Origin of the sequence: Pseudomonas sp. DCB_BI (genome assembly GCF_026240995.1) — a bacterium.
Lineage (GTDB): Bacteria > Pseudomonadota > Gammaproteobacteria > Pseudomonadales > Pseudomonadaceae > Aquipseudomonas.
The window spans coordinates 281,871-308,082 of sequence record NZ_JAPFCG010000003.1 but is presented as its reverse complement, the minus strand read 5'-3'; the positions used below and the strand labels follow the sequence as shown (position 1 = coordinate 308,082).

The window sequence follows — 26,212 nt, the reverse complement described above, 5'->3', positions numbered from 1 at the left end:
TGCTAACGCATGGCGGCCCGTGGACCTAGAGCCGCGGGGGGACTTTGTTGGCCAAAATGAGGGGGCTAGGCCAAAAAGCTTCGCGGGTGAACCCGCTCCTACAAGGGAATGTGTATCCCTGGTAGGAGCGGGTTCACCCCCGAAAAGGCCCGATCAGGCGCCGACGAGGGTCGGCTGGCCTTCATTCTCCGGATGCAGGGGCAACAGCGGCGAATGAGGGTCGTTCTTGATCGACGCGCGCCACACATCGATCCACGCCGCATTGTGCCCGGCCCAGACCTGTTCATGCAGGCGGCTCAATGCCACCGGGTCGCTGAGCAGGGCCAGGCGGGTATTGAGGTCCAGCCCTTTCGGCCCGACTTCGATCGCCTTGGCAATGCGCTCGGCACGCAGTGCCTCGATCGGCGCAGCCTGGCCATGCCGGGCGGTGGCCATGGCACAGGCCAGGGCGTTCTGCCGTGGGTCGACCACCGCACGCACGAAGCCGTCATGCAGGGCATGCCAGCGGTTCTCGTGGGTGTACTGGTCGGTGGCCAGCAGCTCCTGCGGGGTGGCGTATTCCTCAGGGATGAGGAACAGCTTCTCGTCCTTCGCCGCCAGGCCCAGACGGGTACGGCTGGAAATCACCGACACCGGGATCGACAGCACCAGCGAGCCAACGATAGGCGCCAGCCACCACAGGAAACTCGGGTTCAGCCACGCCACCAGGCCTGCCCAGGCAAAGCCCAGCAAGGTCTGAGGGCCATGCCGACGCACGGCTTCGCCCCACGGGGTGGAGTCGTCGTCACGCTGTGGCGAGTTCCAGGTCGCGGCCCAGCCGAGAAATGCGGCCAGTACGAAGCGGGTGTGGAAGATCATGCGCACCGGGGCAAGCAGCATGGAGAACAGCATTTCCATGAGCATCGACAGGGTGACCTTGATCCGCCCACCGAACTCGATGGCACCCTTGGCCCAGATCAATATGACGCTGAGCAGCTTGGGCAGGAACAGCAGCACGATGGTGGTGGAGAACAGCGCCACGGCCTTCTCTGGGTGCCACTGCGGCCACAGCGGGTAAAGCTGGTACGGCTCGATGAAATACTGCGGTTCCATCAGCGTGTTGGTCGCCAGCAGCGCGGTCGACAGCACCAGGAACAGGAACCACAGCGGCGCCGACAGGTACGACATCACCCCGGTGAGGAACACCGCACGGTGTACCGGGTGCATGCCCTTGACCAGGAACAGGCGGAAGTTCATCAGGTTACCGTGGCACCAGCGGCGGTCGCGCTTGAGCTCGTCGAGCAGGTTCGGCGGCAGTTCTTCGTAGCTACCCGGCAGGTCGTAGGCGATCCACACGCCCCAGCCGGCACGGCGCATCAGCGCGGCTTCGACGAAGTCGTGGGACAGGATTGCCCCGGCGAACGCGCCCTTGCCCGGCAACGGCGCCAGGGCGCAGTGCTCGATGAACGGCTTCATGCGGATGATCGCGTTGTGGCCCCAGTAGTGCGACTCGCCCAACTGCCAGAAGTGCAGGCCGGCGGTGAACAGCGGGCCGTACACGCGGGTGGCGAACTGTTGCATGCGCGCGTACAGGGTATCCATACCCGAGGCTTTCGGCCCGGTCTGGATGATGCCGGCGTCCGGGTTGGCCTCCATCAGGCGCACCAGGCTGCTCAGGCACTCGCCACTCATGACGCTGTCGGCGTCGAGCACGACCATGTACTTGTACTCGCCACCCCAGCGACGGCAGAAGTCGTCGAGGTTACCGCTCTTGCGCTTCACCCGGCGCCGGCGGCGGCGGTAGAAGATGCGGCCAAAACCTTTGGTTTCGCGGCAAACGTCCAGCCAGGCCTGTTGCTCGGCCACGGCGATATCGGTGTCGTTGGTGTCGCTGAGCACGAAGAAGTCGAAACGGTCGAGGTTGCCGCTGGCAGCTACCGACTCGAACGTCGCCCGCAGGCCGGCGAACACCCGAGGCACGTCTTCGTTGCAGATCGGCATCACCAGCGCGGTACGCGCCTCGGGCGCAATCGGCTCATTGCCGGCGCTGCTGCCGGAAATCTTGTACTTGTCGCGCCCGGTGAGCAACTCGAGGAAGCCCATCAATGCGGTCCAGAAGCCCGCCGACACCCAGCAGAACAGGATACCGAAGAGGATCAGGATGGACGTCTGCAAGGCATACGGCCACACCTGCACCACGGTGTCCCACAGCGGCTGGCTGAGGACCTCGTCGAGGTCTACGAACGACCAGCCCTGGTACGGCAGGATGCCCTTCATGTACCAGCCGGCAACGATGGTCTGGCCGATCATAAGAGCCAACAGGATATAGCGGCGGATCGAACCGACCGTACGCCAGCGCGCCGGCGGCAGCTCGCGCTTGGGCGGCTGCGGCGGATTCGAGCGGCCGGTCATGCGCCGCCACATGCGGATCAGCACGTTGGTGCGCCACGGCTCGGGCACGACCTTGGTACGCTTGATCGGCGGAGCAATCTTCAGGCACAGGCGGCCGCTGCCATCGACGCCGAGCATTTCGGCGTCCTCCAGCTCGGCAGCGCTGCCTACGGTAAGGCGCGGGCCCACCGAAGCCTGCACGGCCTCGGCGGAGTTGGCGGCCGGGTTGGCCGCCAGGCGTTGGTGCAACTCACCGAACGACGTGCAACTGGCAAGCTCTGCCCGTTGCTCGTCACTCAGTGGTAGGTGAGCCAGGTACTCGCCAAGCGAGACTGGCCTTGCGCTTGAGTTACTCATCGGCAGGCAACTGATAGCTCCAGGTCTCGGTCAGCACCTGCTCGGTGGTGGCCGGGGTCCCGTTGGTGGATGCCGCATCGGCGGCGGGTTGTTCGGCCTTGGCAGGCTGCTCGGCCTTGGCGGTTTTCTCGGCCTTGGCGTGCTTGGCTGCGGCCTTGTCCTGCTTGGCGTCCTGGGCGGGCTTGGCAGGTTCGACCGGCACGTCACGTACCAGCGCGGCACGCATTTCGGTCGACTTGTTGGCTTCCTTCACCTTCAGCCGCAGGGTCAGGCGCCAGCCCTTGGTCTCTGGGTTATAGCGCAGATTGTTCTCGACCACCTCGGCGTTGCCGTCAACGCTGATCTGGCTGCGCAGGGCGGTATCTTCCGGCAGAGCGGCCAGGGCCGGGCCGGCGAAGTCGACCAGGAAGGCCACGCTGCCGTCTGGCTGGCGGATCAGGTTGGACTGTTTGACGTCACCGGTGGAGCGCAGGGTCTGCTTGACCCAGCCCAGCTCGGAGGCCTGGAACTTCGGCTCGTCGATGGTCCAGTGCAGGCGGTAGGCGTACTCGATCGGCTTGCCAGCCTCCGGCAGCTTTTCAGGGCTCCAGAAGGCCACGATGTTGTCGTTGGTCTCGTCGGCGGTCGGGATCTCGACCAGATCGACGGTACCCTTGCCCCAGTCACCCTTCGGCTCGATCCAGGCGCTCGGGCGCTTCTGGTAGTTGTCGTCGAGGTCTTCGTAGTCGCTGAAGGCGCGCTGACGCTGCATCAGGCCGAAACCACGCGGGTTCTCGACACTGAAGTTGCTCACGGCCAGGTGTTTCGGATTGTTCAGCGGGCGCCACAGCCACTCGCCGTTGCCGGCATGAATCGACAGGCCTTCGGAGTCATGCAGGGCCGGACGATAGTTGAGGACCTTGGATGGCTGGTTGGGGCCGAACAGATACATGCTGGTCAGCGGGGCGATGCCCAGGCGGCTGACGTGGTCACGCAGGAACACACGCGACTCCACGTCCACGACGGTGTCGTTGCCAGGGCGCAGGGTCAGCTTGTAGGCACCGGCGGAGCGCGGCGAGTCGAGCAGGGCGTAGATCACCAGGTGCTTGTCGGCCGGCTTGGGTTTTTCTACCCAGAACTCGGTGAAGCGCGGGAACTCCTCGCCCGATGGCAGCGCGGTGTCGATAGCCAGGCCACGAGCCGACAGGCCGTACACATGCCCCTTGCCGACCACGCGGAAATAGCTGGCGCCAAGCAGGGTCATGATCTCGTCCTGCTTGTCGGCCTTGTTGATCGGGTAAAGCACGCGGAAACCGGCGTAACCCAGGTTCTTGGTGGTTTCCGGGTCGTGTGGCACGTCACCGAACTCGAAGCGGCTCGGGTCGTACTTGATTTCTTCCACCTTGGTGGCGGTCACTTCGTTGATTTTCACCGGGGTGTCGAAATGCATGCCCTGGTGATAGAAGGAAAGCTTGAACGGGGTCTTGTCCTTGGCCCACTCCGCTTTGTCTTGCAGGAAGCGGATTTTCTGGTAGTCGGCGAATTTCATGTCACGGAAAACCGCCGGCAGATTGCTTTTCGGTGCTTCGTACTTCTGGCCGGCCAGATCCTTTGCCTTGGCTGCAACATCGTCAAGATTGAATGCCCACAGCTGGCCCGCGCTCATCAGGCCGACCAGTGCCACGCTGGCGATCAGGGCCTTGCGCAGCCGGACGCCGGGGATTCTTGATGCTTTATGGGGACTAACAATCACGAGCAACCCTCGCCGAAAACAGATCATGAAACCAACGGCCAGCGACAAATGCCGGGTTGGCGAGCACTGTTCGGACCCCGTGAGGGCGTAATGATTCCCCAAACGGATCCAGACAATGCTCGAGTCAGAGTGAAACGAACCTGCGAACGCAGGTCCATGCAGCGCGCGATTATCCAGCAGGTCGCGTGACAACGCATCAGGCTGGAACAACTATTTATCGTACAAAACCCCTTGTTTTCCCAGAAACGAGGGGTTTTTCGAGCTCAAATTTGTAACATAAAAGTCACAGGGCCATCATTGACCAGGTGCACTTGCATATCTGCACCGAATTGTCCGCTGGCCACGTCGGTGTGCCGAGCCTTCGCTTGCTGCAAAAGATAGTCGAACAAATCGGCGCCCAGGGCCGGTGGCGCAGCCGTCGAAAAGCTCGGGCGCATGCCGTTGCGGGTGTCCGCCGCCAAGGTGAACTGCGACACCAGCAACAAACCGCCCCCGACATCCTTGAGCGACAGGTTCATCTTGCCCTGCTCGTCGCTGAATACCCGGTAGTTCAGCAGCTTGTGCAACAGCTTGTCGGCCTTTTCGCGGGAATCTTCAGGCTCGACCGCCACCAGCACCAGCAAACCCTGGTCGATGGCGCCGACCACCTCTCCCCCCACTTCGACCCGCGCACCACGCACGCGCTGCAACAACCCCCTCATGCTTCTTCCAGCGGCAGGTCAAGCAGGCGGCGGGCCATCTGGTCGGCGGCGCGCACCAGGGCGTCGGTAATGCCAGGCTCGGAAGCCGCGTGCCCAGCGTCACGGATCACTTTCAGTTCGCTGTTCGGCCAGGCCTGGTGCAGCGCCCAAGCGTTGTCCAGGGGGCAGATCACGTCGTAGCGGCCGTGCACGATCACCGCCGGCAGGTGGGCGATCTTCGGCAGGTCGCGAATCAGCTGGTCCGGTTCGAGGAACGCGTTGTTCATGAAGTAGTGGCATTCGATACGCGCAATCGACAGCGCCCGCTGTGGCTCGGAGAAGCGGTCGACCACCAGCGGGTTGGGGCGCAGGGTGGCGGTACGGCCTTCCCAGGTGGACCAGGCCTTGGCTGCGTGCATCTGGGCGATCTGGTCATTGCCGGTAAGGCGCTTGTGGAAGGCCTTGACCAGGTCACCGCGCTCTTCCGGTGGAATCGGTGCAATGTAGTCCTGCCAGTAATCCGGGAACATGCGACTGGCGCCTTCCTGGTAGAACCACTCGATTTCCTGCGGCCGGCACAGGAAGATGCCACGCAGGATCAGGCCATGCACTCGCTCGGGGTAGGTCTGGGCGTAGGCCAGGGCCAGGGTCGAGCCCCACGAGCCGCCGAACAGCACCCACTTGTCGATCCCCAGGTGCTCGCGGATGCGTTCCAGGTCTTCGACCAGGTGCCAGGTGGTGTTGTTCTCCAGGCTGGCGTGCGGCGTGGAGCGGCCACAGCCGCGCTGGTCGAAGGTGATGATGCGATACAGCGTAGGGTCGAAGTAGCAACGGCTCTGGGCGTCGCAACCGGCGCCTGGCCCACCGTGGATGAACACCACTGGCAGACCTTCTGGCGAGCCGCTTTCGTCGACATACAGCACATGCGGCGCTTCCACGGCCAGATCGTGCCGGGCGTAGGGTTTGATCTGCGGGTACAGGGTCTGCATTGCGCACTCCGTGTGAGGTTTGGTTCGACCGTTGGCCATCATAAACCTGAATTGCCCTTAGAGCATGTGTCTAAGCAACATCATCTTATGAGCAGCTCACGGACAGGGCCCAATGACACCGGAGAACCCATCAACAGGTGATCCCCCGACGCCCGACCCGGCCAAACCTGCAACCTCCGAACCTGACCAGCACCTGCAGGCGCTGTACCCGCCTTGAGAGCGGCGCTTTATCGCCCGTAGCGCTCATGCCCCCACTGCAGGGTCGTTTCCAGCAGGCGGCGCAAAACCGACTGGGTAGGCTGCGCCAATGGTTCGCGATAGGTGAACGGCGCCACTTCATCCATGTAGGTGCTCTGCGCCAGCTCCAGTTGTACCGCGTGGATGTTGTGGTCCGGATCACCGTAGTACCGGGTGATATGCCCACCCTTGAATCGACCATTGAGCACATGGCTGTAGCCCTGTGCTTCGGCACATACGGCCTGCAAGCGCTCGGCCAGCGCCGGGTCACAACTGGCGCCGTTGAAGGTGCCGAGGTTGAAGTCAGGCAGCTTGCCGTCGAACAGGTGCGGGATCACCGAACGGATGGAGTGCGCATCCCACAGCAACGCATAGCCAAATTGCTCGCGCAGGCGATCCAGCTCGTTGCGGAGGGTGTCGTGGTAAGGGCGCCAGATCTGCTCCAGGTACTGCTTGCGCTGGTCGCTGCTCGGCGCCTGCCCGGCCTTGAACAACGGCTCGCCCTCGAACAACGTGGCCGGGTACAGGCCGGTGGTAGCCCCGGCATACAGTGGCTTGTCATCATCCGGGCGGTTCAGGTCGATGACGAAGCGCGAGTACTCCGCCGACAACACGCTAGCGCCCATGTCACGGGCAAAATCGTACAACCGGGGGATATGCCAGTCAGTGTCCGGCAGGCTGCGCGCTGGCTCGACCAGGCCGTCACGCACCGCGTCGCTCAGGCGCAGGCCGGCGTGCGGCATGCTGATCAGCAGCGGCAGGCGGCCTTGGTGAAAACTCAGTACCTTGTCCATCGTGCCTCGCTCATTTGGAAATTTCATGGCCCTTGCGCACTACGCGCTTGGGCAGGTCGCCGCCCAGCCAGTAGGCCAGGTCGGCGGGGCGTTCGATCTGCCAGGCGACGAAGTCGGCAACCTTGCCTACCTCCAGCGAGCCGTGGCTGTCGCCCAGGCCCAGCGCCGTGGCAGCGTGCACGGTAACGCCGGCAAGGGCCTCTTCCGGGGTCAGGCGGAAGCAGGTACAGCCCATGTTCAGCATCAAGCGCAGCGACAGCCCTGGCGAGGTGCCAGGATTGAGGTCGCTGGCGAGGGCAATCTTCACCCCATGACGGCGCAACGCATCCATCGGCGGCAACTGGGTTTCGCGCAAGAAGTAGAACGCGCCCGGCAGCAGCACAGCGACCGTGCCGGCTGCAGCCATGGCGATGGCGTCTTCTTCGGTCATGAACTCCAGATGGTCTGCGGACAACGCCTGGTAGCGCGCCGCCAGGCTGGAGCCGTGCAGCGACGACAGCTGTTCGGCGTGGAGCTTGACCGGCAGGCCCAGTTCGCGCGCCTTGATGAACAGCCGCTCGACCTGCGCGGGTGAAAACGCCAGGTGTTCGCAGAACGCATCCACCGCGTCCACAAGGCCTTCAGCGGCCAGCGCTGGCAGCATTTCATCGCAGATATGCGCGATGTAGTCGTCGGCGCGGCCGGCGTATTCCGGTGGCAGAGCGTGCGCGGCCAGGCAGGTTGCGTGCACCGCCAGCGGCAGCTCGTCGGCAAGCCGCCGGGCCACACGCAGCATTTTGCGCTCGTTGGCCAAGTCCAGGCCGTAGCCGGACTTGATCTCGAGCGTGGTCACGCCATCACGCATCAAGGCCTGGACCCGCTGGCGCGCACTGGCGAACAGCTCGTCCTCGCTGGCCGCACGGGTGGCCCGCACGGTACTGGCGATGCCGCCGCCGTTAGCCGCGATTTCGGCATAGCTGACGCCCTGCAGGCGCTGCTCGAACTCGCCGCTGCGGTTGCCACCGAACACCGCGTGGGTGTGGCAGTCGATCAGCCCCGGGGTGACCCAGGCGCCGCCCAGGTCCACCGTGCGCTCAGCGTTGACCGGCGCCAGCCCGGCGCGTGGGCCGATCCACTCGATCAGCCCGGCGTTGGTGACGATGGCCGCGTCTTCGATGGCCGAGTAACGGCCATCGGCCATGGTTGCCACATGGCAGTGCTGCCACAGGGTTCTCATGCACAGTCTCCTTTGCTAGCGGTGCAGCTCGGCCGGGGCTGCTGCCGGGGTGCCCTGCCCTGCACGCGGCTTGCACCACAGCAGGTAGGACGCCACCAGGAACACCACCCAGACCACACCGACGATCAATGCCGCCTGGGTGTCCGGGAAGTAGCCGAGTACGCCAAAGATGAACACCATGAACGCAATGGCCATGGCCGGGCCATATGGCCAGAACGGTACCGGGAACTTCAGCTGGGCCGCTTCGTCACGGCTCATGCTGCGCCGCATGGCCACCTGGGTCACCAGGATCATCAGCCAGACCCATACAGTGGCGAAGGTGGCGATCGAGGCAATCAGCAGGAATACGTTTTCCGGGATCAGGTAGTTCAGCAGCACGCCGATGAGCAGCGCGGCGCCCATCACCAGCACGGTCATCCACGGCACGCCATGCTTCGATAGCTGGCTGAAGCCGCGCGGGGCGTGGCCTTGCTGGGCCAGGCCATACATCATGCGGCCGGCGCCGAAGATGTCGCTGTTGATAGCGGAGATCGCCGCAGAAATCACCACGACGTTGAGCACGGCGGCGGCCGAGCCGATGCCCAGATTGCTGAAGATCTGCACGAACGGGCTGCCCTGGCTGCCGATCTGCGGCCATGGGTACAGGCACATCAGCACGAACAGGGTGAGCACGTAGAACAGCAGGATGCGCAGCGGCACCGCGTTGATCGCCTTGGGAATCACGCGCTGCGGGTCCTTGGCTTCACCGGCAGTGACGCCGATGATCTCGATGCCGCCGAAGGCGAACATCACCACGGCAAACGACGCGATCAGGCCGCCTACGCCATTGGGCATGAAGCCGCCATGGTCAAACAGGTTGCTCACCCCCACGGCATGCCCGGCACCCACCTGGCTGAAGCCGAAGGCCATGATGCCGAGGCCGGCCAGGATCATCGCCACGATGGCGCCGACCTTGAGCAGCGACAGCCAGAATTCCATTTCGCCGAACACCTTGACGTTGCACAGGTTGAGGCCGCCGATCAGGAAGACGATGCCCAGTACCCAGACCCAGCGGGCCACTTCCGGGAACCAGAAGCCCATGTAGATACCGAAGGCGGTGACGTCGGCGATGGCGACGATGACCATCTCGAAGGCGTAGGTCCAGCCGAGGATAAAGCCGGCCATGGGGCCGAGGTAGGTCGTGGCGTAGTGGCCGAACGAGCCGGCCACCGGGTTGTGCACGGCCATTTCGCCCAGGGCGCGCATAACCATGAACACCGCAGCGCCGCCGATCAGGTAGGCCAGCAACACGGCCGGGCCGGCCATCTGGATAGCCGAGGCGGAGCCGTAGAACAGCCCGGTACCGATGGCGGAACCGAGTGCCATGAAACGGATGTGGCGGGCACTTAGCCCGCGCTTGAGACCTTGAGCTTGTTGCATGTCACGTCCTTAAATTGTTTTTGTGGTCGTGAGATCGAGGGGCTGCCTTGCAGCCAGCTCGCAGGCAAACCCGCTTCTACACAGGCAACGCGTTGACGTGCAGGAGCGAGCTTTGCTCGCGAAGGGGCGCACAACGGCCCCGGGAGGCATTACAGGCTTGGCAGCACACCTGCCGGCAGCAAACCGGTCAAACTACCCTTGGCCAACAGTTCCACAGCCTTTTCGATGTCTGGGGCAAAGAAGCGGTCACGGTCGTAGTGCGGCACTTCACTGCGCAGCGCCTGGCGCGCTTTCTCCAGTTTGGTCGACGTTTTCAGGCCTTTGCGCAGGTCCAGGCCCTGGCAGGCGCCCAGCCATTCGATGGCCAGCACGCCGCGGGTGTTTTCGGCCATTTCCCACAGACGCTTGCCGGCGGCCGGGGCCATCGACACGTGGTCTTCCTGGTTGGCCGAGGTCGGCAGGCTGTCGACGCTGTGCGGGTGCGACAGGGCCTTGTTCTCGCTGGCCAGGGCCGCAGCGGTAACCTGGGCGATCATGAAGCCCGAGTTGACCCCACCGTTTTCCACCAGGAACGGCGGCAGTTGGGACATGTGCTTGTCCATCATCAGCGAGATGCGGCGCTCGCTGAGCGAACCGATTTCGGCAATGGCCAGGGCCAGGTTGTCGGCGGCCATGGCCACCGGTTCGGCGTGGAAGTTGCCGCCGGAGATCACATCACCTTCGGCAGCGAATACCAGCGGGTTGTCGGATACGGCATTGGCCTCGATGCCCAGTACCTCGGCGGCCTGGCGCAGTTGGGTCAGGCAGGCGCCCATGACTTGCGGCTGGCAGCGCAGCGAGTACGGGTCCTGGACCTTGTCGCAGTTTTTGTGCGACAGCGAGACTTCGCTGGCATCGCCCAGCAGGTCGCGGAAGCAGGCGGCGGTGTCGATCTGACCGCGTTGGCCACGTGCTTCGTGAATACGTGCATCGAACGGCGAACGCGAGCCCAATACGGCTTCGACGCTCAGGCCACCGCAGGCGATGGCCGCAGCGTACAAGTCTTCGGCATGGAACAGGCCACGCAGGGCATAGGCGGTGGACGCCTGGGTACCGTTGAGCAGGGCCAGGCCCTCTTTTGCAGCCAACGTAAGCGGTTCCAGCCCTGCAACCGCCAGCGCTTCGGTGGCCGATAGCCACTGACCCTTGTAGCGGGCCTTGCCTTCGCCCAACAGCACCAGCGACATGTGCGCCAGCGGCGCCAGGTCACCGGAAGCACCCACCGAGCCTTTGAGCGGGATGTGCGGGTAGACTTCGGCGTTGACCAGGGTGATCAGTGCGTCGATGACTTTGCGACGAATACCGGAGAAACCACGGCTGAGGCTGTTGATTTTCAGCACCATGATCAACCGCACCAGGTCGTCATCCAGCGGCGCGCCGATACCGGCGGCGTGGGACAGCACCAGCGAGCGCTGCAGGTTTTCCAGGTCGTGGCTGGCGATGCGGGTCGAGGCCAGCAGGCCAAAACCGGTGTTGATGCCGTAGGCGGTGCGGTCTTCGGCAATGATCTGCTCGACACAGGCAACGCTGGCGTCGATGGCCGGCGCGGCGCTGGCATCCAGTTGCAGGCGCACGGGCGCAGCATGGATCGCGCGCAGCTGGGCCAGGGTCAGGGTGCCGGGCTTGAGGGTGAGTTCGGTCACGTTACTACTCCAAATCGCGTGGAGCCGCAGACCCGCTCGTGGGTACCTGCGCGCTCCTTCTTGTTGTTCAGTATCACCCCTTGCAGGGTGCGATCCAAAGCGTGGTGATCAGCCAGTGATCATCGGCAGGTCCAGGCCCTGCTCCTTGGCGCAGTCGATGGCGATGTCATAACCGGCATCGGCGTGACGCATGACACCGGTCCCTGGGTCGTTGGTCAGTACCCGGGCGATACGCGCGGCGGCTTCATCGGTACCGTCGCAGACGATGACCATGCCCGAGTGCTGCGAGAAGCCCATGCCCACGCCACCGCCGTGGTGCAGCGAGACCCAGGTGGCGCCGCCTGCGGTGTTCAGCAGGGCGTTGAGCAGCGGCCAGTCGGAGACAGCGTCCGAACCATCACGCATGGCCTCGGTTTCGCGGTTCGGGCTGGATACCGAGCCGGAGTCGAGGTGGTCACGGCCGATCACCACCGGTGCCGACAGCTCGCCGCTGCGGACCATTTCGTTGAACGCCAGGCCCAGCTTGGCGCGCAGGCCCAGCCCTACCCAGCAGATACGTGCCGGCAGGCCCTGGAAGCTGATGCGCTCGCGGGCCATGTCCAGCCAGCGGTGCAGGTGGGCGTCGTCGGGGATCAGTTCCTTGACCTTGGCGTCGGTCTTGTAGATATCTTCGGCATCGCCGGACAGTGCCGCCCAGCGGAACGGGCCAATACCGCGGCAGAACAGGGGGCGGATGTAGGCCGGGACGAAGCCAGGGAAGTCGAAGGCATTGGCTACGCCCTCTTCCTTGGCCATCTGGCGGATGTTGTTGCCGTAGTCGAAGGTCGGGATACCCTGCTTCTGGAAGTCGAGCATGGCCTGCACGTGCACGGCCATCGACTGCTTGGCGGCCTTGACCACTGCCGCTGGTTCGGTCTGCGCGCGGTCGCGGTACTGTTCCCAGGTCCAGCCTGCTGGCAGGTAGCCGTTCAGCGGATCGTGGGCGCTGGTCTGGTCGGTGACCATGTCCGGGCGTACGCCCCGCTTGACCAGCTCGGGCAGGATTTCGGCGGCGTTACCGTGCAGGGCAATGGAAATGGCCTTGCCCTCGGCGGTGTACTTGGCGATGCGTGCCAGGGCGTCGTCGAGATCTGTGGCCTGCTCGTCGACGTAGCGGGTTTCCAGGCGGAAGTCGATACGGCTCTGCTGGCATTCGATGTTCAGCGAGCAAGCCCCGGCCAGGGTCGCGGCCAGTGGCTGGGCGCCGCCCATGCCACCCAGGCCAGCGGTGAGTACCCACTTGCCTTTCAGGCTGCCGCCGTAGTGCTGGCGACCGGCTTCGACGAAGGTTTCATAGGTGCCCTGGACGATGCCCTGGCTGCCGATGTAGATCCAGCTGCCGGCGGTCATCTGGCCGTACATGGCCAGGCCCTTGGCGTCGAGTTCGTTGAAGTGTTCCCAGTTGGCCCAGTGTGGCACCAGGTTGGAGTTGGCGATCAGCACGCGCGGTGCGTTGCTGTGGGTCTTGAACACACCGACCGGCTTGCCCGACTGCACCAACAGGGTTTCATCGTCTTCCAGGCGGGTCAGGGTTTCGACGATCTTGTCGTAGCAGGCCCAGTTGCGCGCGGCGCGGCCGATACCGCCGTATACCACCAGTTCCTTGGGGTTTTCCGCGACCTGCGGGTCGAGGTTGTTCATCAGCATGCGCAGTGGCGCTTCGGTCAGCCAGCTTTTGGCGGTCAGCTTGTTGCCACGTGGGGCACGGATTTCAACGTCACGGTATTTGTTGTTGTCAGTCACGGGAAAGGTCCTCTGCGGTCGTCCGCGGGCGGGTATGTCGTGGTCAATATACAAACACACCTTTACTTGTATGTACAAGCACGGACAACCAAAATTATCGGAACTGTGCGCTCCTGGCTTGGGTTTCCGGGTGGGGCCCATATCGAGCGCCGCCCGCGCGGCGCTCGATCTCACAGGCGCCAAAAACCTACCGCCGAACCTTCAGCGCCCAACAAGTTCGATGAGGCAGCACCGCCCCTGCACCACAAGTCCCAGCAATTCATCATTGCCTTCCAGCCGCAAGCAATCGAACAACCCCAACCGCTGCGTCTCGCGCCCGGCAATAGTGACTTCGACCAGGCTGCTGGCAGCAAACAACAAAACCGTCGACGCCGAGCTGTACACCCGGCTGGTGCCATCCAGCCACTGCAACCGCGCCCGATACCGCTGCGGTGCATAGATCAGGTTGAAATCGCGAATCGCCCCACCCAGCAACTTGCAACTGACCTGGCTCTCGCCGCTGAAGGCAAACGCATCGAACGCCAGCAATGGCCGACTGGCTTGGCCATCGACCAGCAGGCGCATGCCGTCGCCCTGCAGCACGGTGATGATCCGCTGGTAGCCGGCGAACGTGGAAAAGCCCCCCGACTCCTGGATATCGGCAATCGACAGGCGCCAGCCAAAACCGTCCAGGCCCTCGCCACTGTCGCGGGTAATCTCCTCGGTGAAACCGCCACCGTTCTTCCACGGCATGCGCGGGTAATCCTGCGCACGCAACAACTGCAGCCGACTCATTTGCTGAAACGTCCTTCCAGGCGATGACGGGAACCGGGGTGGATCAACCGTGCAGCGGTCACCGGCTGGCGACCGGACCAGGTACGACGGCGAATCAGCAGGCAAGGCTCGCCGCGCTCGATCTGCAGAAGCCGGCACTCGTCCGGCTCGGCGAGAATCGCTTCGACCACGTGCTCGCCCTCGGTCAGCGGCGCCACCTGGGACAGATAGGCATACGGCGTCTGCCGCGTGAAATCCTGCTTGAGATAGTCAGGGGCGATGGCTGCGTTGACGTAGCGGTCCTCGATCTGTACGGGCACGCCGTTCTCGAAATGCACGATCAGCGAGTGGAAGACCCGCTGGCCTTCACGCATGTCCAGAGCCAGAGCCCGTTCGGAGCCGGCCGCTTCCTCGGTGAGCGTGATCACCTGGCAGCTATGCTGATGCCCGCGCGCGGCGATTTCGTCGGCAATGTTGTTGACCTCGAACAACGCCGAACGGCCCTTGGGCTCGGCTACGAAGGTACCGACCCCTTGCATGCGCACCAACAGGCCTTCGGCGGTGAGTTCGCGCAGGGCGCGGTTGATGGTCATGCGGCTGAAGCCCAGTTCGTTGACCAGTTCGCTCTCCGAGGGCACCCGGTGATGCGGCGGCCAGCTGCCATTGTCGATCTGCTGGATGATCATCTGTTTGACCCGAGCGTACAGCGGCGCCGGGCCCTCGCCCATTTGGGCAACCAGCGCGGAGACAGGAGGTGTCGGCACGGCGGTGGATCCTTGTGCAAATGGAATGAGCGGTAGCTTGCCGCAGTTTACCCGGCAGGCAAACGGCTGTATATGTATATACAAGTTAACAATAACAGGATTTGTACCGATGCCCGCCTACTTCGCCGAACGCGCCCTGCTGCCCACGGGCTGGGCCAGCCACGTCCGCATCGAGGTCGCCAGTGATGGTCATGTGACGAGTATCCAGGCAGGCGCCTCGGCTGAAGGTGCCGAGCGCCTGGCCGGGCCACTGCTACCGGGTATGCCCAACCTGCACTCGCATGCCTTCCAGCGTGCCATGGCGGGGCTGGCGGAAGTCGCCGGCAACCCCAACGACAGCTTCTGGACCTGGCGCGACCTGATGTACCGCCTGGTCGGGCAGATCAGCCCGGAGCAGTTGCAAGTCATCGCCCGCCAGCTGTACATCGAGATGCTCAAGGCCGGCTACACCTCGGTCGCCGAATTCCATTATGTGCACCATGACCAGGCCGGCAAGCGCTACGCCGACCTGGCCGAGCTGTCGCGCCGCATCAGCGCCGCTGCAGCCGACAGCGGCATCGGCCTGACCTTGCTGCCGGTGCTGTACAGCCATGCCGGCTTTGGCGGCCTGCCACCGAATGACGGGCAGCGTCGCTTCATCAACTCCACCGAACACTACTTGCAGTTGCAGGCACAGCTCGCCCCCGTGCTGGCCGCGCAACCCGCGCAGCAACTGGGCCTGTGCTTCCACTCGCTGCGGGCAGTGACACCCGGGCAGATCACCGAGGTACTGGCGGCAAGCGACAAGCACTGCCCGGTGCATATCCACATCGCCGAACAGCAGAAGGAAGTGGACGACTGCCTGGCCTGGAGCGGCCTGCGCCCGCTGCAGTGGCTGTACGAGCATGTGGACGTGGACCGGCGCTGGTGCCTGGTGCACGCCACCCACGCCGAAAGCGATGAAGTAACGGCCATGGCTCGCAGCGGTGCGGTGGCTGGGCTGTGCCTGACTACCGAGGCCAATCTGGGCGACGGAATTTTTCCGGCCGTGGACTACTTGGCGCAGGGCGGGCGCATGGGCATTGGTTCGGACAGCCACGTGTCGTTGAGCGTGGTGGAGGAGCTGCGTTGGCTGGAATATGGCCAGCGCCTGCGTGACCAGCGGCGCAACCGCCTGCACCGCAGCGACCAGCCGATGGTCGGGCGCACGCTGTATGACGCGGCGCTGGCTGGTGGTGCGCAGGCGCTGGGGCAGGCGGTCGGCGAGTTGGCGGTGGGCAAGCGTGCCGACTGGCTGGTACTCGACGGGCAGGACCCATACATCGCCATGGCGGATGGCGATGCCATTCTCAACCGCTGGCTGTTTGCCGGCGGCGATCGCCAGGTGCGCGACGTGATGGTGAATGGCCGGTGGGTGGTGCGCCAAGGGCGGCATGGGCAGGAAGAAGAAAGCGGGCGGGCATTTGCCCAGGTGTTGCGCCAGCTTTTGGGCTGAGTGTACCGGGGCTGCGTTGCAGCCCTTCGCGGGCAAGCCCGCTCCCACAGATTGGACTGCCCCCAAAACTTTCGGGGCAGTCCACGGTTCAGCGCAGGATCTGCGGGGGCGGGCTTTTGCCCACGACGGGTTGCGACGCAACCCCAGAAAACTCAGTGCATTTTGACTATTTGCTGATCGGACGCCCGCCAGATCAAGCGGCTGGTGTCATAACCCTGCTGCCGCGCCCTGGACAGCAGGTTCTCGCGTTGCCAGGCCGGCAATGTCGGCGTGCGCGATAGAATCCAAAGGTATTTGCGGTCCGGGCTGCCAACGATGGCCGTACGGTAGTGGTCGTCCACATAAAGAATCCAGTACTCACCCCGGGCCACGCCTGGCACCAGCTTGGTAAACCAGTTATCGAACTCGACCCACAGCTTGTCGGTGTGCCCCGGCTCCTGGATATTCGCATGCCCTTCAGCGCGCAGCCATTCGTCACCCATGGTACGGCAGCGGTTAAGCACGCCGTAGCTGCCATCGGGCTTGAGGTTGTAATGGGCCTCGGACTGCTCGCAGCCTTCCTGGTAGCGCATGGGCAGGCGCGCCAATTCGTACCATTTGCCTTGGTAACGCTTGAGGTCGACATTGCCGGCGGTTTTCGGCGCCAGAGGGTCGTGCACGGAGCCTGCACAACCGCCCAGCAGCAACGCCAGGCATACCCCCATCAGCAGGTACGCACGCCTCATTTGAGACCCTGCCCTGAATACATCAGTACTTTGTCAGCTGCGTACTGCACGCTGATGAAGCTCTTCTCGTCCCCCCAGGTGCAGCTGCTCATGCCCAACGCGCCAGAACACTCGGTCGGCGTGCCGAGCAACTGCTCGACCTCGGCCTTGTTCATACCGGCCTTGATCTTGGAATAGTTTTCCTGGTTGATCTTGCTGCAGGCAGTCAGGAAGACGCACAGCGACAACAGGGCGAGGGAACGCAACGACATGAAGGACACTCCTGGAGAGATGAGACAGGCGAGTGGCCTGCAGTGACCTTCGACGTGAAAATCCCTCCCGGGTTCCCTTCCCCACCCTCTTTACCCCTACACCATTGGTCGGATGGCCACTACTGTGCGATTAATCACAAAGTATTAGTCAAACGCCCAATAAAAAGCCGCCCCATTTAGGGGCGGCCTTGTGTCACGACGGCCTGCGCACCAGGCCCCTGCAACCTCAGAACCGGGAGCCGGGCTCCAGCAGAAAATCCATCTCTTCGCTGGTACTCGGGCGCTCCAGCACCAGGTTGCGATGCGGAAAACGCCCGAACCGGGCAATCACCCGCTGGTGCTGCTCGGCATAGTCGAGAAAGCCTTCGAACAGCCGGCGGTTGGCCTCGGGCTGCTCGTCCAGCAGGGTCTGGTAACGCTCGACGCACAGGTTCTGCCAGTCCAGCACCTCGGCATGCTCCAGCACCAGCAATACGAAAACCCGCTGGATCGGCAGCAACTGGTAATCCCAGTTCTTCTGCAGGCCTTGCATGGCCACCACCTGGGCACGCCGGTCGCCCTCGAAGGCGCGCGGCGTGTCGCGGTAGATCATGCGTGGCAGCTGGTCCAGCAAGATGAGCAGGCCCAGCCAGCCCTGCGGGGTTTGCTGCCACTCATCGAGCCCGCCCGCCAGGGCTTGCTCGACCAGCTCACCAAACAACGCATGGGCATCGGCGTCGTGATGCTTGCCGAACCACAGCGTGCTCTTCTCGTCAGCCACGGCCTGGGCACTGGTGCCCCAACCGAACCACCATTCCAGCAACGGCTGCCAAGGTGCGAGCATGACTTACTCCTTGTGGTACGCGGTTGCGCGCTCTACCTCTTCCTTCGAACCAAGGAAGACTGCCACGCGCTGGTGCAGGCCCTCTGGCTTGATGTCGAGGATGCGATTGTAACCGTCGGTAGAGGCGCCACCGGCCTGTTCGATGATGAACGACATCGGGTTGGCTTCGTACATGAGGCGCAGCTTGCCCGGCTTGCTCGGCTCGCGCGCGTCACGTGGGTACATGAACAGGCCGCCACGGGTCAGGATGCGGTGGACGTCGGCCACCATCGAGGCGATCCAGCGCATGTTGTAGTTCTTCTTCAGCGGGCCGGTCTCGCCTGCCAGCAGCTCGCCCACGTAACGCTGTACCGGGGCTTCCCAGTGGCGCTGGTTGGACATGTTGATGGCGAACTCGGCGGTGGTTTCTGGCACGCGAATGTTTTCGTGAGTCAGCACGAAGCTGCCCAGCTCGCGGTCCAGGGTGAAGCCCTTGACGCCATTGCCCAGGGTCAGGATCAACATGGTCTGCGGGCCATAAATGGCATAGCCGGCGGCGACCTGCTGGGTGCCTGGCTGCAGGAAGGCGTTTTCGTTCAGGGTTTCGTTCTGGCTCAGGTACTCGTTAGGGCAACGCAGTACCGAGAAGATGGTGCCGACCGACACGTTCACGTCGATGTTCGACGAACCGTCCAGTGGGTCGAAGACCAGCAGGTAGGCGCCTTTCGGGTACTTGCCCGGGATCTGGTAGGCATTGTCCATTTCTTCGGACGCCATGCCGGCCAGGTGGCCGCCCCACTCGTTGGCTTCCAGCAGGATATCGTTGGAAATCACGTCCAGTTTCTTCTGGACCTCGCCCTGCACGTTTTCAGTGCCCATGCTGCCCAGCACACCGCCAAGGGCGCCCTTGGACACGTGATGGCTGATTTCCTTGCACGCACGCGCCACCACTTCGATCAGGAAGCGCAGATCGGCAGGGGTATTGTTGCTGCGGGTCTGCTCAATCAGATAGCGACTCAGGGTAACGCGGGACATGTATGGCTCCGAATGGATGGGGGAGATAAAAAACCCCCGCAGTTTACAGGGAGAGTTGCAGGCTAGCGAGTGATGAGACTCGCCACGGCTCTCAGACGGCACAATAGGTCGGTAGTTCAGCCTTGGCCAGGCCGGCTGTCGAGTGGGATGTTTTGCAGTCCATTCGCGCGGCGAGCTCGCTGCCACAGGTTTTTTGCGCTGCCTTCAAGGCAGCGGAGATACTGTGGGAGCGGGCTTGCCCCGCGAATGGGCCGCAACGCGGCCCCACATGCTCAATCCAAAGCCTTCCAGATATCGGTCGCATACTCGCGAATGGTCCGATCCGACGAGAACCAGCCCATCCGCGCGGTATTCAACACTGCCATGCGCCACCACTCCTGCGGTGTGTGCCACAGCTCCTCGACCCGGCGCTGGGCATCCCAGTAGGCATCGAAGTCGGCGCACACCAGGAAGCGGTCATACGCCACCAGTCCATCGATCAACCCGCTGTAGCGCGACGGGTCGTCCGGCGAAAACACCCCGCTGCGAATGGCCTGCAGCACATCGCCAAGACGGCTAGATGCCGCAATCGCTGCACTGGCACCGAAGTCCCCGGCCTTGCGCCGAGCCTCGACCTGCTGCGCGGTAAGGCCGAAAATGAACATGTTGTCAGCCCCCACCTGCTCGCACATCTCGACGTTGGCGCCATCCAGGGTGCCGATGGTCAGCGCGCCATTCAGGCCGAACTTCATGTTGCTGGTACCGGAGGCTTCGTAACCTGCAGTGGATATCTGCTCGGAAAGGTCTGCCGCCGGGATGATGCTCTCGGCCAGGCTGACGTTGTAGTTGGGCAGGAATACGACCTTCAGCAGGCCGCGCACAGTCGGGTCGTTGTTCACCACCCGGGCGATATCGTTGGCCAGCTTGATGATCAGCTTGGCCTGGTGGTAACTGGCAGCAGCCTTGCCGGCGAAGATCTTCACCCGCGGCACCCAGTCGGTGCCCGGGTCGTTGCGCATGGCCTGGTACAGCGCCACGGTATGCAGCAGGTTGAGCAGCTGGCGCTTGTACTCGTGGATGCGCTTTACCTGCACATCGAACAGCGCTTCGGGGTTTACCGTTACGCCAATGCGGTCCTGGATGATGCTGGCCAGGGCGCGTTTGCTGTGCAGGCGCTGGGCGGCGAACTGCTTGCGGAAACCGGCCTTGTCGGCGAACGGCACCAGGCCGGCCAGGCGCCCTTCCGGGTCGTCCTTCAGCTCGGGACCCAGCGCTTCGACCAGCATCTCGGTCAGTGGCGGGTTGGCCTGGTACAACCAGCGGCGGAAGGTAATGCCGTTGGTTTTGTTGTTGATTCGCTGCGGGTAAAGCTTGTGCAGTTCGGCGAACACCGTGCTTTTCATCAGCTTGCTGTGCAGCGCCGATACGCCGTTGACGCTGTGCGAGCCAAGAAACGCCAGGTTGCCCATGCGCACCCGGCGACCATTGTCTTCCTCGATCAGCGACACTGCCCGCAGCACGTCGAAGTCGTGCAGGCCTTTGGCGCGCAGGCTGTCAATGTGGTAGGCGTTGATCAGGTAGATGATTTGCATGTGCCGCGGCAGCATGCGTTCCATCAACGCCACCGGCCAGGTTTCCAGGGCCTCGGGCAGCAAGGTGTGGTTGGTATAGGCGAGCGTGCCGACGGTCAGCTCCCAGGCTTTGTCCCAGGGGATTTCATGCTGGTCGACGAGCAGGCGCATCAGCTCGGCGACGGCAATCGACGGGTGGGTATCGTTGAGCTGGATGGCCGCCGCATCGGGCAGGTTGAGCAGGCTATCGTGCATGTTGAGGTGGCGGCGCAGCAGGTCCTGCAACGATGCCGAGACAAAGAAGTATTCCTGGCGCAGACGCAGCTCCTGCCCCGCTTCGGTACTGTCAGCCGGGTACAGCACCCGCGAAATACTCTCGGCCCGCGCCACTTCAGCCACGGCGCCAAGGTGGTCACCTGCGTTGAAACGCTCCAGATGAAGCTCTTCCAGCGCCCGTGCTCGCCACAGGCGCAAGGTGTTGACGCTGGAGCCACGCCACCCGACCACGGGTGTGTCGTATGCCACCGCCCGCACCGTTTCGCCCGGCCACCACACCTGGCGCTGGTTGCCCTGGCTGTCGTGCACCGTTTCGACACTGCCACCAAAGCTGATCGGGTAGATCACCTCGGCACGTTCGAATTCCCAGGGGTTACCGAAGTCCAGCCAGTTCTCGGTCTGCTCCTGCTGCCAGCCATCGACCACCGCCTGGCGAAACAGCCCGTGCTCGTAGCGGATGCCATAGCCGTGGGCAGCAATGCCCAAGGTCGACATGCTCTCCATGAAGCACGCGGCCAGGCGCCCCAAGCCGCCGTTGCCCAGCGCGGCATCCGGCTCGAGCAAGCGGATGCGCTCCAGGTCCACATCCAGGCCTTCCAGTGCATCGCGGGCGATGTCCAGCAGGCCCAGGTTGCTCAGGCTGTCGTAGAGCAGACGGCCAATGAGAAATTCCAGGGAAAGGTAGTAAACCCGCTTCTGGCTACGTCGATAGGCTCGGCGGGTGTGGTCCATCCAATGGTCGACCATGTGATCGCGCGCGGCCAGGGCAATGGCTTCGAACCAGTCATGGTCGAAGGCGTGCTCCGGATCCTTGCCGACCGCGTAGGTCAGCTTGTTCAGTACAGCAGCGCGAAAATCCGCGACTTCGGCGTCACGTGCTTTGGGTTCCTGGGACATGCGGCATCCTCGGGCAAGTTGACGAAAGCGGAGGGAGAGTGTTGAGACTAGACCCTTCGACAGGGAGCGACAGTTACGGTTCGCAGTTTTCATGCCCACTCTGCGATTCCGGCAAAAGGTTGTTCATAAATTGAACAATTCCGGTATCATCGCGCGCCCCAAGACCGTGATCCACCCTATAAAGATGAAAACGACCCTGATCGCCGCGGCCGAAGTCGACCGCCTGGAGACCTGGCAGCGCTACACCAGCAACATGTGCCATGGCTGCCATTCGACCTGCTGCACCCTGCCGGTAGAGGTGAAGATCAAGGATCTGATCCGTATCGGCGTGGTCGACGAGTTCGAAAAAGACGAACCCCCCAAGAACGTGGCCAAGCGCCTGCAAAAAGAAGGCATCATCGAGCGCTTCAACCAGAAGTCCGGGATCTTCACCCTGACCCGGATGAGCAACGACGACTGCATGTATCTGGATCGTAAAAGCCGCCTGTGCACCATTTATGACAAGCGCCCGGATACCTGCCGCAACCACCCCAAGGTCGGGCCGCGACCGGGGTATTGTGCTTACAAGCCCAAGGTGGTTGGGCGCTGACCTATTGTCTGCAGCCTAAAGAGGCCGGTACCACCGGCACAAAAACCCAGACAAAAAAAACGCCCCCGGCCTTTCGACCGGGGGCGTTTTCATTCAGCCTGAGCTAACTCAGTTCTTGGCTTTCTTGGCTGCGCGGGTACGCTCGCCTTCGTCCAGGATCTTCTTGCGCAGACGGATCGACTTAGGCGTCACTTCGCACAGCTCGTCGTCCTGGATGAATTCCAGAGCCTGTTCCAGCGTGTGGCGAACTGGCGGTACCAGGGCGATGACTTCGTCCTTGCCCGAAGCACGCATGTTGTCGAGCTTCTTGCCTTTGGTCGGGTTCACGCCCAGGTCGTTGTCGCGGCTGTTCAGGCCGATGATCTGACCGTTGTAGATTTCCTGGCCGTGCTCGACGAACAGCTTGCCGCGAGCCTGCAGGGTTTCCAGCGAGTAGGTCAGGGCCTTGCCGGTCTCGACCGAAACCAGAACACCGTTCAGACGGCCGGACATCTGGCCCGACTTCATGGTGTCGTAACGATCGAAGATCGAGGTCAGGATGCCTGCACCGTTGGTCAGGGTCAGGAACTGGTTACGGAAACCGATCAGACCACGGGCTGGAATGTTGTATTCCAGGCGAACACGGCCCTTGCCATCCGGCACCATGTTGGTCAGGTCGCCTTTACGCAGACCCATCTCTTCCATGACCTTGCCCTGAGATTCTTCAGGGATGTCGATGGTGACGTTCTCGAACGGCTCCTGCTTGACGCCGTCGACTTCGCGGATGATCACTTCAGGACGGCCTACAGCCATCTCGAAGCCTTCACGACGCATGGTTTCGATCAGCACCGACAGGTGCAGCTCGCCGCGGCCCGATACCTTGAACTTGTCAGGGGAATCGGTTTCCTGAACGCGCAGGGCAACGTTGTACAGCAGCTCTTTGTCCAGACGGTCCTTGATGTTGCGGCTGGTGACGAACTTGCCTTCTTTACCGCAGAACGGCGAATCGTTGACCTGGAAGGTCATGGATACGGTTGGCTCGTCAACGGTCAGCGGCTTCATCGCTTCTACCGCGTCCGGGGCGCACAGGGTGTCGGAGATGAACAGCTCGTCGAAACCGCTGATGCAGACGATGTCGCCAGCCTGGGCTTCCTCGACGTCCACGCGGTGCAGACCGTGGTGGCCCATCAGCTTCAGGATACGGCCGTTACGCTTCTTGCCGTTGGTGTCGATGGCGACAACCGGGGTGTTCGGCTTGACGCGACCACGGGCGATACGGCCAACACCGATAACACCGAGGAAGCTGTTGTAGTCCAGAGCGGAGATCTGCATCTGGAACGAGCCGTCACGGTCAACGTCCGGCGCCGGTACGTTGTCGACGATCGACTGGTACAGCGCGGTCATGTCTTCGCCCATGGCGGTGTGGTCCAGACCGGCGATGCCGTTCAGGGCCGAGGCGTAGACGACTTTGAAGTCCAGCTGTTCGTCGGTGGCACCGAGGTTGTCGAACAGGTCGAAGATCTGGTCCAGAACCCAGTCAGGACGCGCGCCCGGGCGGTCAACCTTGTTGATCACGACGATTGGCTTCAGGCCGGCTTCGAACGCCTTCTTGGTTACGAAGCGGGTTTGCGGCATTGGGCCGTCCTGGGCGTCGACCAGCAGCAGCACGGAGTCGACCATCGACATTACACGCTCAACCTCGCCACCGAAGTCGGCGTGGCCGGGGGTGTCGACGATGTTGATGTGGTAGCCGTTCCAGTTGATGGCGGTGTTTTTCGCCAGAATGGTAATACCGCGCTCTTTTTCCTGGTCGTTGGAGTCCATGACGCGCTCGTCGTTGAGCTCGTTACGCTCCAGAGTGCCGGACTGACGCAGGAGTTTGTCGACCAGGGTGGTTTTACCATGGTCAACGTGGGCGATGATGGCGATGTTACGCAGATTTTCGATCACAAGTGTATCTCGATCAGAGGATTTGGTTGCCGCCCAGTGTAGGCGGCCAATATGTACTGTTTAAGGCTCAGCGGGCCCGGCGGTCGGGAGGGCGATGGCGGATACTGCCGCCATACAGCCCCGGCGTCTTATGTCGGACGATAAACACGCACATTGGCATGTCCCTCACTGAGCAGGTGGTGTGCGTGCAGACGGCTCATCACACCCTTGTCGCAATACAGCAAGTACTGGCGCGTGTGGTCCAGGTGCTTGAACTTGCTGTTGATGGCGTAGAACGGCATGGCCTGGACTTCGATACCGTCCAGCACCAGAGGTTCGTCTTCCTGGGCATCGGGGTGGCGAATGTCGATGACGATCTGGCCTGGCAGCGCCTCGGCCACTTCCTCGATTTCGATGTCCTTGCCCAGCTCATCGATCACATGGTCGATGGAAATGAACTTGGCGCGCTCGAGCGCGCGCTCCAGCACGGCCATGTCGAACTGCTTTTCTTCGTGCTCCATGCGGTGACGCTTGGCATGGGTGGTCGGGTTTACCGAGATCACGCCGCAGTATTCAGGCATGTGCTTGGCAAAGTCCGCGGTGCCGATTTCGGTGGCCTGGTCGATGATGTCCTGCTTGTGGCTGGCCAGCAGCGGGCGCAGTACCAGCTTGTCGGTGGCCGAGTCGATGATCGACAGGTTCGGCAGGGTCTGGCTGGACACCTGGGAAATCGCTTCGCCGGTCACCAGCGCGTCGATCTGCAGGCGGTCGGCCATATGGGCGGCGCCCCGCAGCATCATGCGCTTGAGGGTCACGCCCATGTAACTGTTGTCGACCTTGTTGAGGATTTCACCAACCACTTCTTCGAACGGTACGCTGATGAACAGTACCCGCTGGCTGCTGCCGTACTTTTTCCACAGGTAGTGGGCCACTTCCATCACGCCCAGCTCGTGGGCACGGCCGCCGAGGTTGAAGAAGCAGAAGTGGGTCATGAGGCCACGGCGCATCATCTGGTAGGCCGCGACGGTAGAGTCGAAGCCGCCGGACATCAGCACCAGGGTCTGCTCAAGGGCACCCAGCGGGTATCCGCCGATGCCGTTGTGCTGGTTGTGAATCACGTACAGGCGCTGGTCGCGGATCTCGATGCGCACCATCACTTCGGGGTTTTTCAGCTCGATGCCGGCGGCACCGCACTGCTGGCGCAGCTGGCTGCCGACGTAACGGTCGACGTCCATCGAGGTGAAATCGTGGTGGCCACCGCGCTTGCAGCGCACGGCGAAGTGCTTGCCGGCCAGCAGGTGGCCGAAGTGGTGCTTGCACTTGGCGACGATGTCGTCGAAGTCACCCAGCGGGTATTCCTCTACCTGCAGGAAATGGGTGATACCCGGGGTGCAGGTAAGGCGTTCGATCATCTCGCGCTGCACTTTCTCGTCTTCGACGCGGGTGACCACTTCGAGATTGTCCCAGACACCATCGACCGCGAGCTCAGGGTCGAGATCCTTGAGCACGTTGCGGATGTTCTTGCCGAGCTGACGGATGAAGCGCTTGCGCACCGGCCGGCTCTTGATGGTGATTTCTGGGAAGACTTTGACGATAAGTTTCATTGGTTAACAGCGCGCGCCTGGCCTGCCGAAAAATGAGGGGCGCGAATTATAGCGGAAATTGCTCAGGATTTGACCAACTTTTGATCAGAAGCTTTCAGATAAATGCACAGCCGGATTTTGTGGTGCCCGTGAGATCGCGCGCCGTCCGCGCGGCGCGCGATCTCACGGGCACCACAAAAAACCAAGGCGCGCACCCTATTGGTGCATCACCGCCAAATACCGCATCTTAAAGGTGCACTTTCCCAGCCTGCCCCACCGCCAAATGCCCGCAAACGCCTTCTTTTATCCCGCCCTCGCCATTTTCGGGCACTGGCATGCAATTTGCT

At 62.8% G+C, this 26,212-nt stretch carries 20 protein-coding genes; 2 read left to right on the top strand and 18 right to left on the bottom strand.

All coding sequences use genetic code 11. The features are described from left to right. Nucleotides 1–153: 153 nt before the first annotated feature. From mdoH to hutC, 11 genes are all read right to left on the bottom strand, one after another. Nucleotides 154–2,727: a glucans biosynthesis glucosyltransferase MdoH gene (gene mdoH, locus OO258_RS05335; protein ID WP_266029098.1), complete on the bottom strand. Its 2,574-nt coding sequence runs from the start codon at nucleotides 2,725–2,727 to the stop codon at nucleotides 154–156. Then, on the bottom strand, nucleotides 2,720–4,459 hold the full coding sequence (locus OO258_RS05330) for a glucan biosynthesis protein G (protein WP_323054372.1): 1,740 nt from the start codon (nucleotides 4,457–4,459) through the stop codon (nucleotides 2,720–2,722). Before OO258_RS05330 ends, mdoH begins: the two co-directional genes overlap by 8 nt. A 263-nt stretch (nucleotides 4,460–4,722) precedes the next feature. After that, a complete protein-coding gene (dtd, locus tag OO258_RS05325) occupies nucleotides 4,723–5,160 on the bottom strand; it encodes a D-aminoacyl-tRNA deacylase (protein ID WP_110745107.1) in 438 nt (145 codons plus the stop codon). Further along, a complete protein-coding gene (pip, locus tag OO258_RS05320; protein WP_110745108.1) occupies nucleotides 5,157–6,128 on the bottom strand; it encodes a prolyl aminopeptidase in 972 nt (323 codons plus the stop codon). Before pip ends, dtd begins: the two co-directional genes overlap by 4 nt. A gap of 227 nt (nucleotides 6,129–6,355) precedes the next feature. After that, nucleotides 6,356–7,159: an N-formylglutamate deformylase gene (gene hutG, locus OO258_RS05315; RefSeq protein ID WP_266029097.1), complete on the bottom strand. Its 804-nt coding sequence runs from the start codon at nucleotides 7,157–7,159 to the stop codon at nucleotides 6,356–6,358. 10 nt (nucleotides 7,160–7,169) lie between these two features. After that, a complete protein-coding gene (gene hutI / locus OO258_RS05310; protein ID WP_266029096.1) occupies nucleotides 7,170–8,375 on the bottom strand; it encodes an imidazolonepropionase in 1,206 nt (401 codons plus the stop codon). Between the two features lie 15 nt (nucleotides 8,376–8,390). Then, complete coding sequence (locus tag OO258_RS05305; RefSeq protein ID WP_266029095.1) at nucleotides 8,391–9,794, bottom strand: amino acid permease; 1,404 nt, start codon at nucleotides 9,792–9,794, stop codon at nucleotides 8,391–8,393. A gap of 149 nt (nucleotides 9,795–9,943) precedes the next feature. Next, nucleotides 9,944–11,476 (bottom strand): histidine ammonia-lyase, encoded by a 1,533-nt coding sequence (gene hutH / locus OO258_RS05300; protein ID WP_266029094.1) that lies wholly within the window; start codon nucleotides 11,474–11,476, stop codon nucleotides 9,944–9,946. 108 nt (nucleotides 11,477–11,584) lie between these two features. Continuing rightward, the gene (gene hutU, locus OO258_RS05295; RefSeq protein ID WP_110745113.1) at nucleotides 11,585–13,258 is read right to left on the bottom strand and encodes a urocanate hydratase; all 1,674 of its coding nucleotides are present in this window, start codon (nucleotides 13,256–13,258) and stop codon (nucleotides 11,585–11,587) included. A gap of 201 nt (nucleotides 13,259–13,459) precedes the next feature. Then, on the bottom strand, nucleotides 13,460–14,032 hold the full coding sequence (locus OO258_RS05290; protein WP_266029093.1) for a HutD family protein: 573 nt from the start codon (nucleotides 14,030–14,032) through the stop codon (nucleotides 13,460–13,462). Continuing rightward, nucleotides 14,029–14,739: a histidine utilization repressor gene (gene hutC / locus OO258_RS05285; RefSeq protein WP_266029121.1), complete on the bottom strand. Its 711-nt coding sequence runs from the start codon at nucleotides 14,737–14,739 to the stop codon at nucleotides 14,029–14,031. The genes OO258_RS05290 and hutC overlap by 4 nt, the downstream gene beginning before the upstream one ends. Before the next feature lie 145 nt (nucleotides 14,740–14,884). On the opposite strand from hutC, the gene OO258_RS05280 reads away from it, so the two are divergent. Beyond that, nucleotides 14,885–16,249, top strand: coding sequence for a formimidoylglutamate deiminase (locus tag OO258_RS05280; protein ID WP_266029092.1), 1,365 nt, complete (start codon nucleotides 14,885–14,887; stop codon nucleotides 16,247–16,249). Between the two features lie 152 nt (nucleotides 16,250–16,401). On the opposite strand, the gene OO258_RS05275 is transcribed toward OO258_RS05280, so the two are convergent. The 5 genes from OO258_RS05275 to OO258_RS05255 all read right to left on the bottom strand — a co-directional run bounded on the left by OO258_RS05275 (nucleotide 16,402) and on the right by OO258_RS05255 (nucleotide 21,785). Beyond that, nucleotides 16,402–16,974, bottom strand: coding sequence for a lipocalin family protein (locus tag OO258_RS05275; RefSeq protein WP_266029091.1), 573 nt, complete (start codon nucleotides 16,972–16,974; stop codon nucleotides 16,402–16,404). Then, nucleotides 16,971–17,225 carry an outer membrane protein assembly factor BamE domain-containing protein gene (bamE, locus tag OO258_RS05270; protein ID WP_266029090.1) on the bottom strand — a complete coding sequence of 85 codons (255 nt, stop codon included), beginning with the start codon at nucleotides 17,223–17,225 and terminating at the stop codon, nucleotides 16,971–16,973. The genes OO258_RS05275 and bamE overlap by 4 nt, the downstream gene beginning before the upstream one ends. Nucleotides 17,226–17,451: 226 nt before the next feature. After that, nucleotides 17,452–18,048, bottom strand: coding sequence for a DUF924 family protein (locus OO258_RS05265; protein ID WP_266029089.1), 597 nt, complete (start codon nucleotides 18,046–18,048; stop codon nucleotides 17,452–17,454). 3 nt (nucleotides 18,049–18,051) lie between these two features. Continuing rightward, nucleotides 18,052–19,062, bottom strand: coding sequence for a class 1 fructose-bisphosphatase (locus tag OO258_RS05260; protein WP_110745120.1), 1,011 nt, complete (start codon nucleotides 19,060–19,062; stop codon nucleotides 18,052–18,054). 272 nt (nucleotides 19,063–19,334) lie between these two features. Beyond that, nucleotides 19,335–21,785: a glycogen/starch/alpha-glucan phosphorylase gene (locus OO258_RS05255; RefSeq protein ID WP_110745121.1), complete on the bottom strand. Its 2,451-nt coding sequence runs from the start codon at nucleotides 21,783–21,785 to the stop codon at nucleotides 19,335–19,337. Between the two features lie 184 nt (nucleotides 21,786–21,969). On the opposite strand from OO258_RS05255, the gene OO258_RS05250 reads away from it, so the two are divergent. After that, nucleotides 21,970–22,374: a YkgJ family cysteine cluster protein gene (locus tag OO258_RS05250; RefSeq protein ID WP_003249225.1), complete on the top strand. Its 405-nt coding sequence runs from the start codon at nucleotides 21,970–21,972 to the stop codon at nucleotides 22,372–22,374. 108 nt (nucleotides 22,375–22,482) lie between these two features. Here the strand turns inward: OO258_RS05250 and typA are convergent, their stop codons facing one another. Continuing rightward, entirely contained in the window at nucleotides 22,483–24,303 is a 1,821-nt protein-coding gene (typA, locus tag OO258_RS05245) for a translational GTPase TypA (protein ID WP_027921032.1), read from the bottom strand. 128 nt (nucleotides 24,304–24,431) lie between these two features. Continuing rightward, the gene (gene thiI / locus OO258_RS05240; protein ID WP_110745122.1) at nucleotides 24,432–25,886 is read right to left on the bottom strand and encodes a tRNA uracil 4-sulfurtransferase ThiI; all 1,455 of its coding nucleotides are present in this window, start codon (nucleotides 25,884–25,886) and stop codon (nucleotides 24,432–24,434) included. Nucleotides 25,887–26,212: the final 326 nt, after the last annotated feature.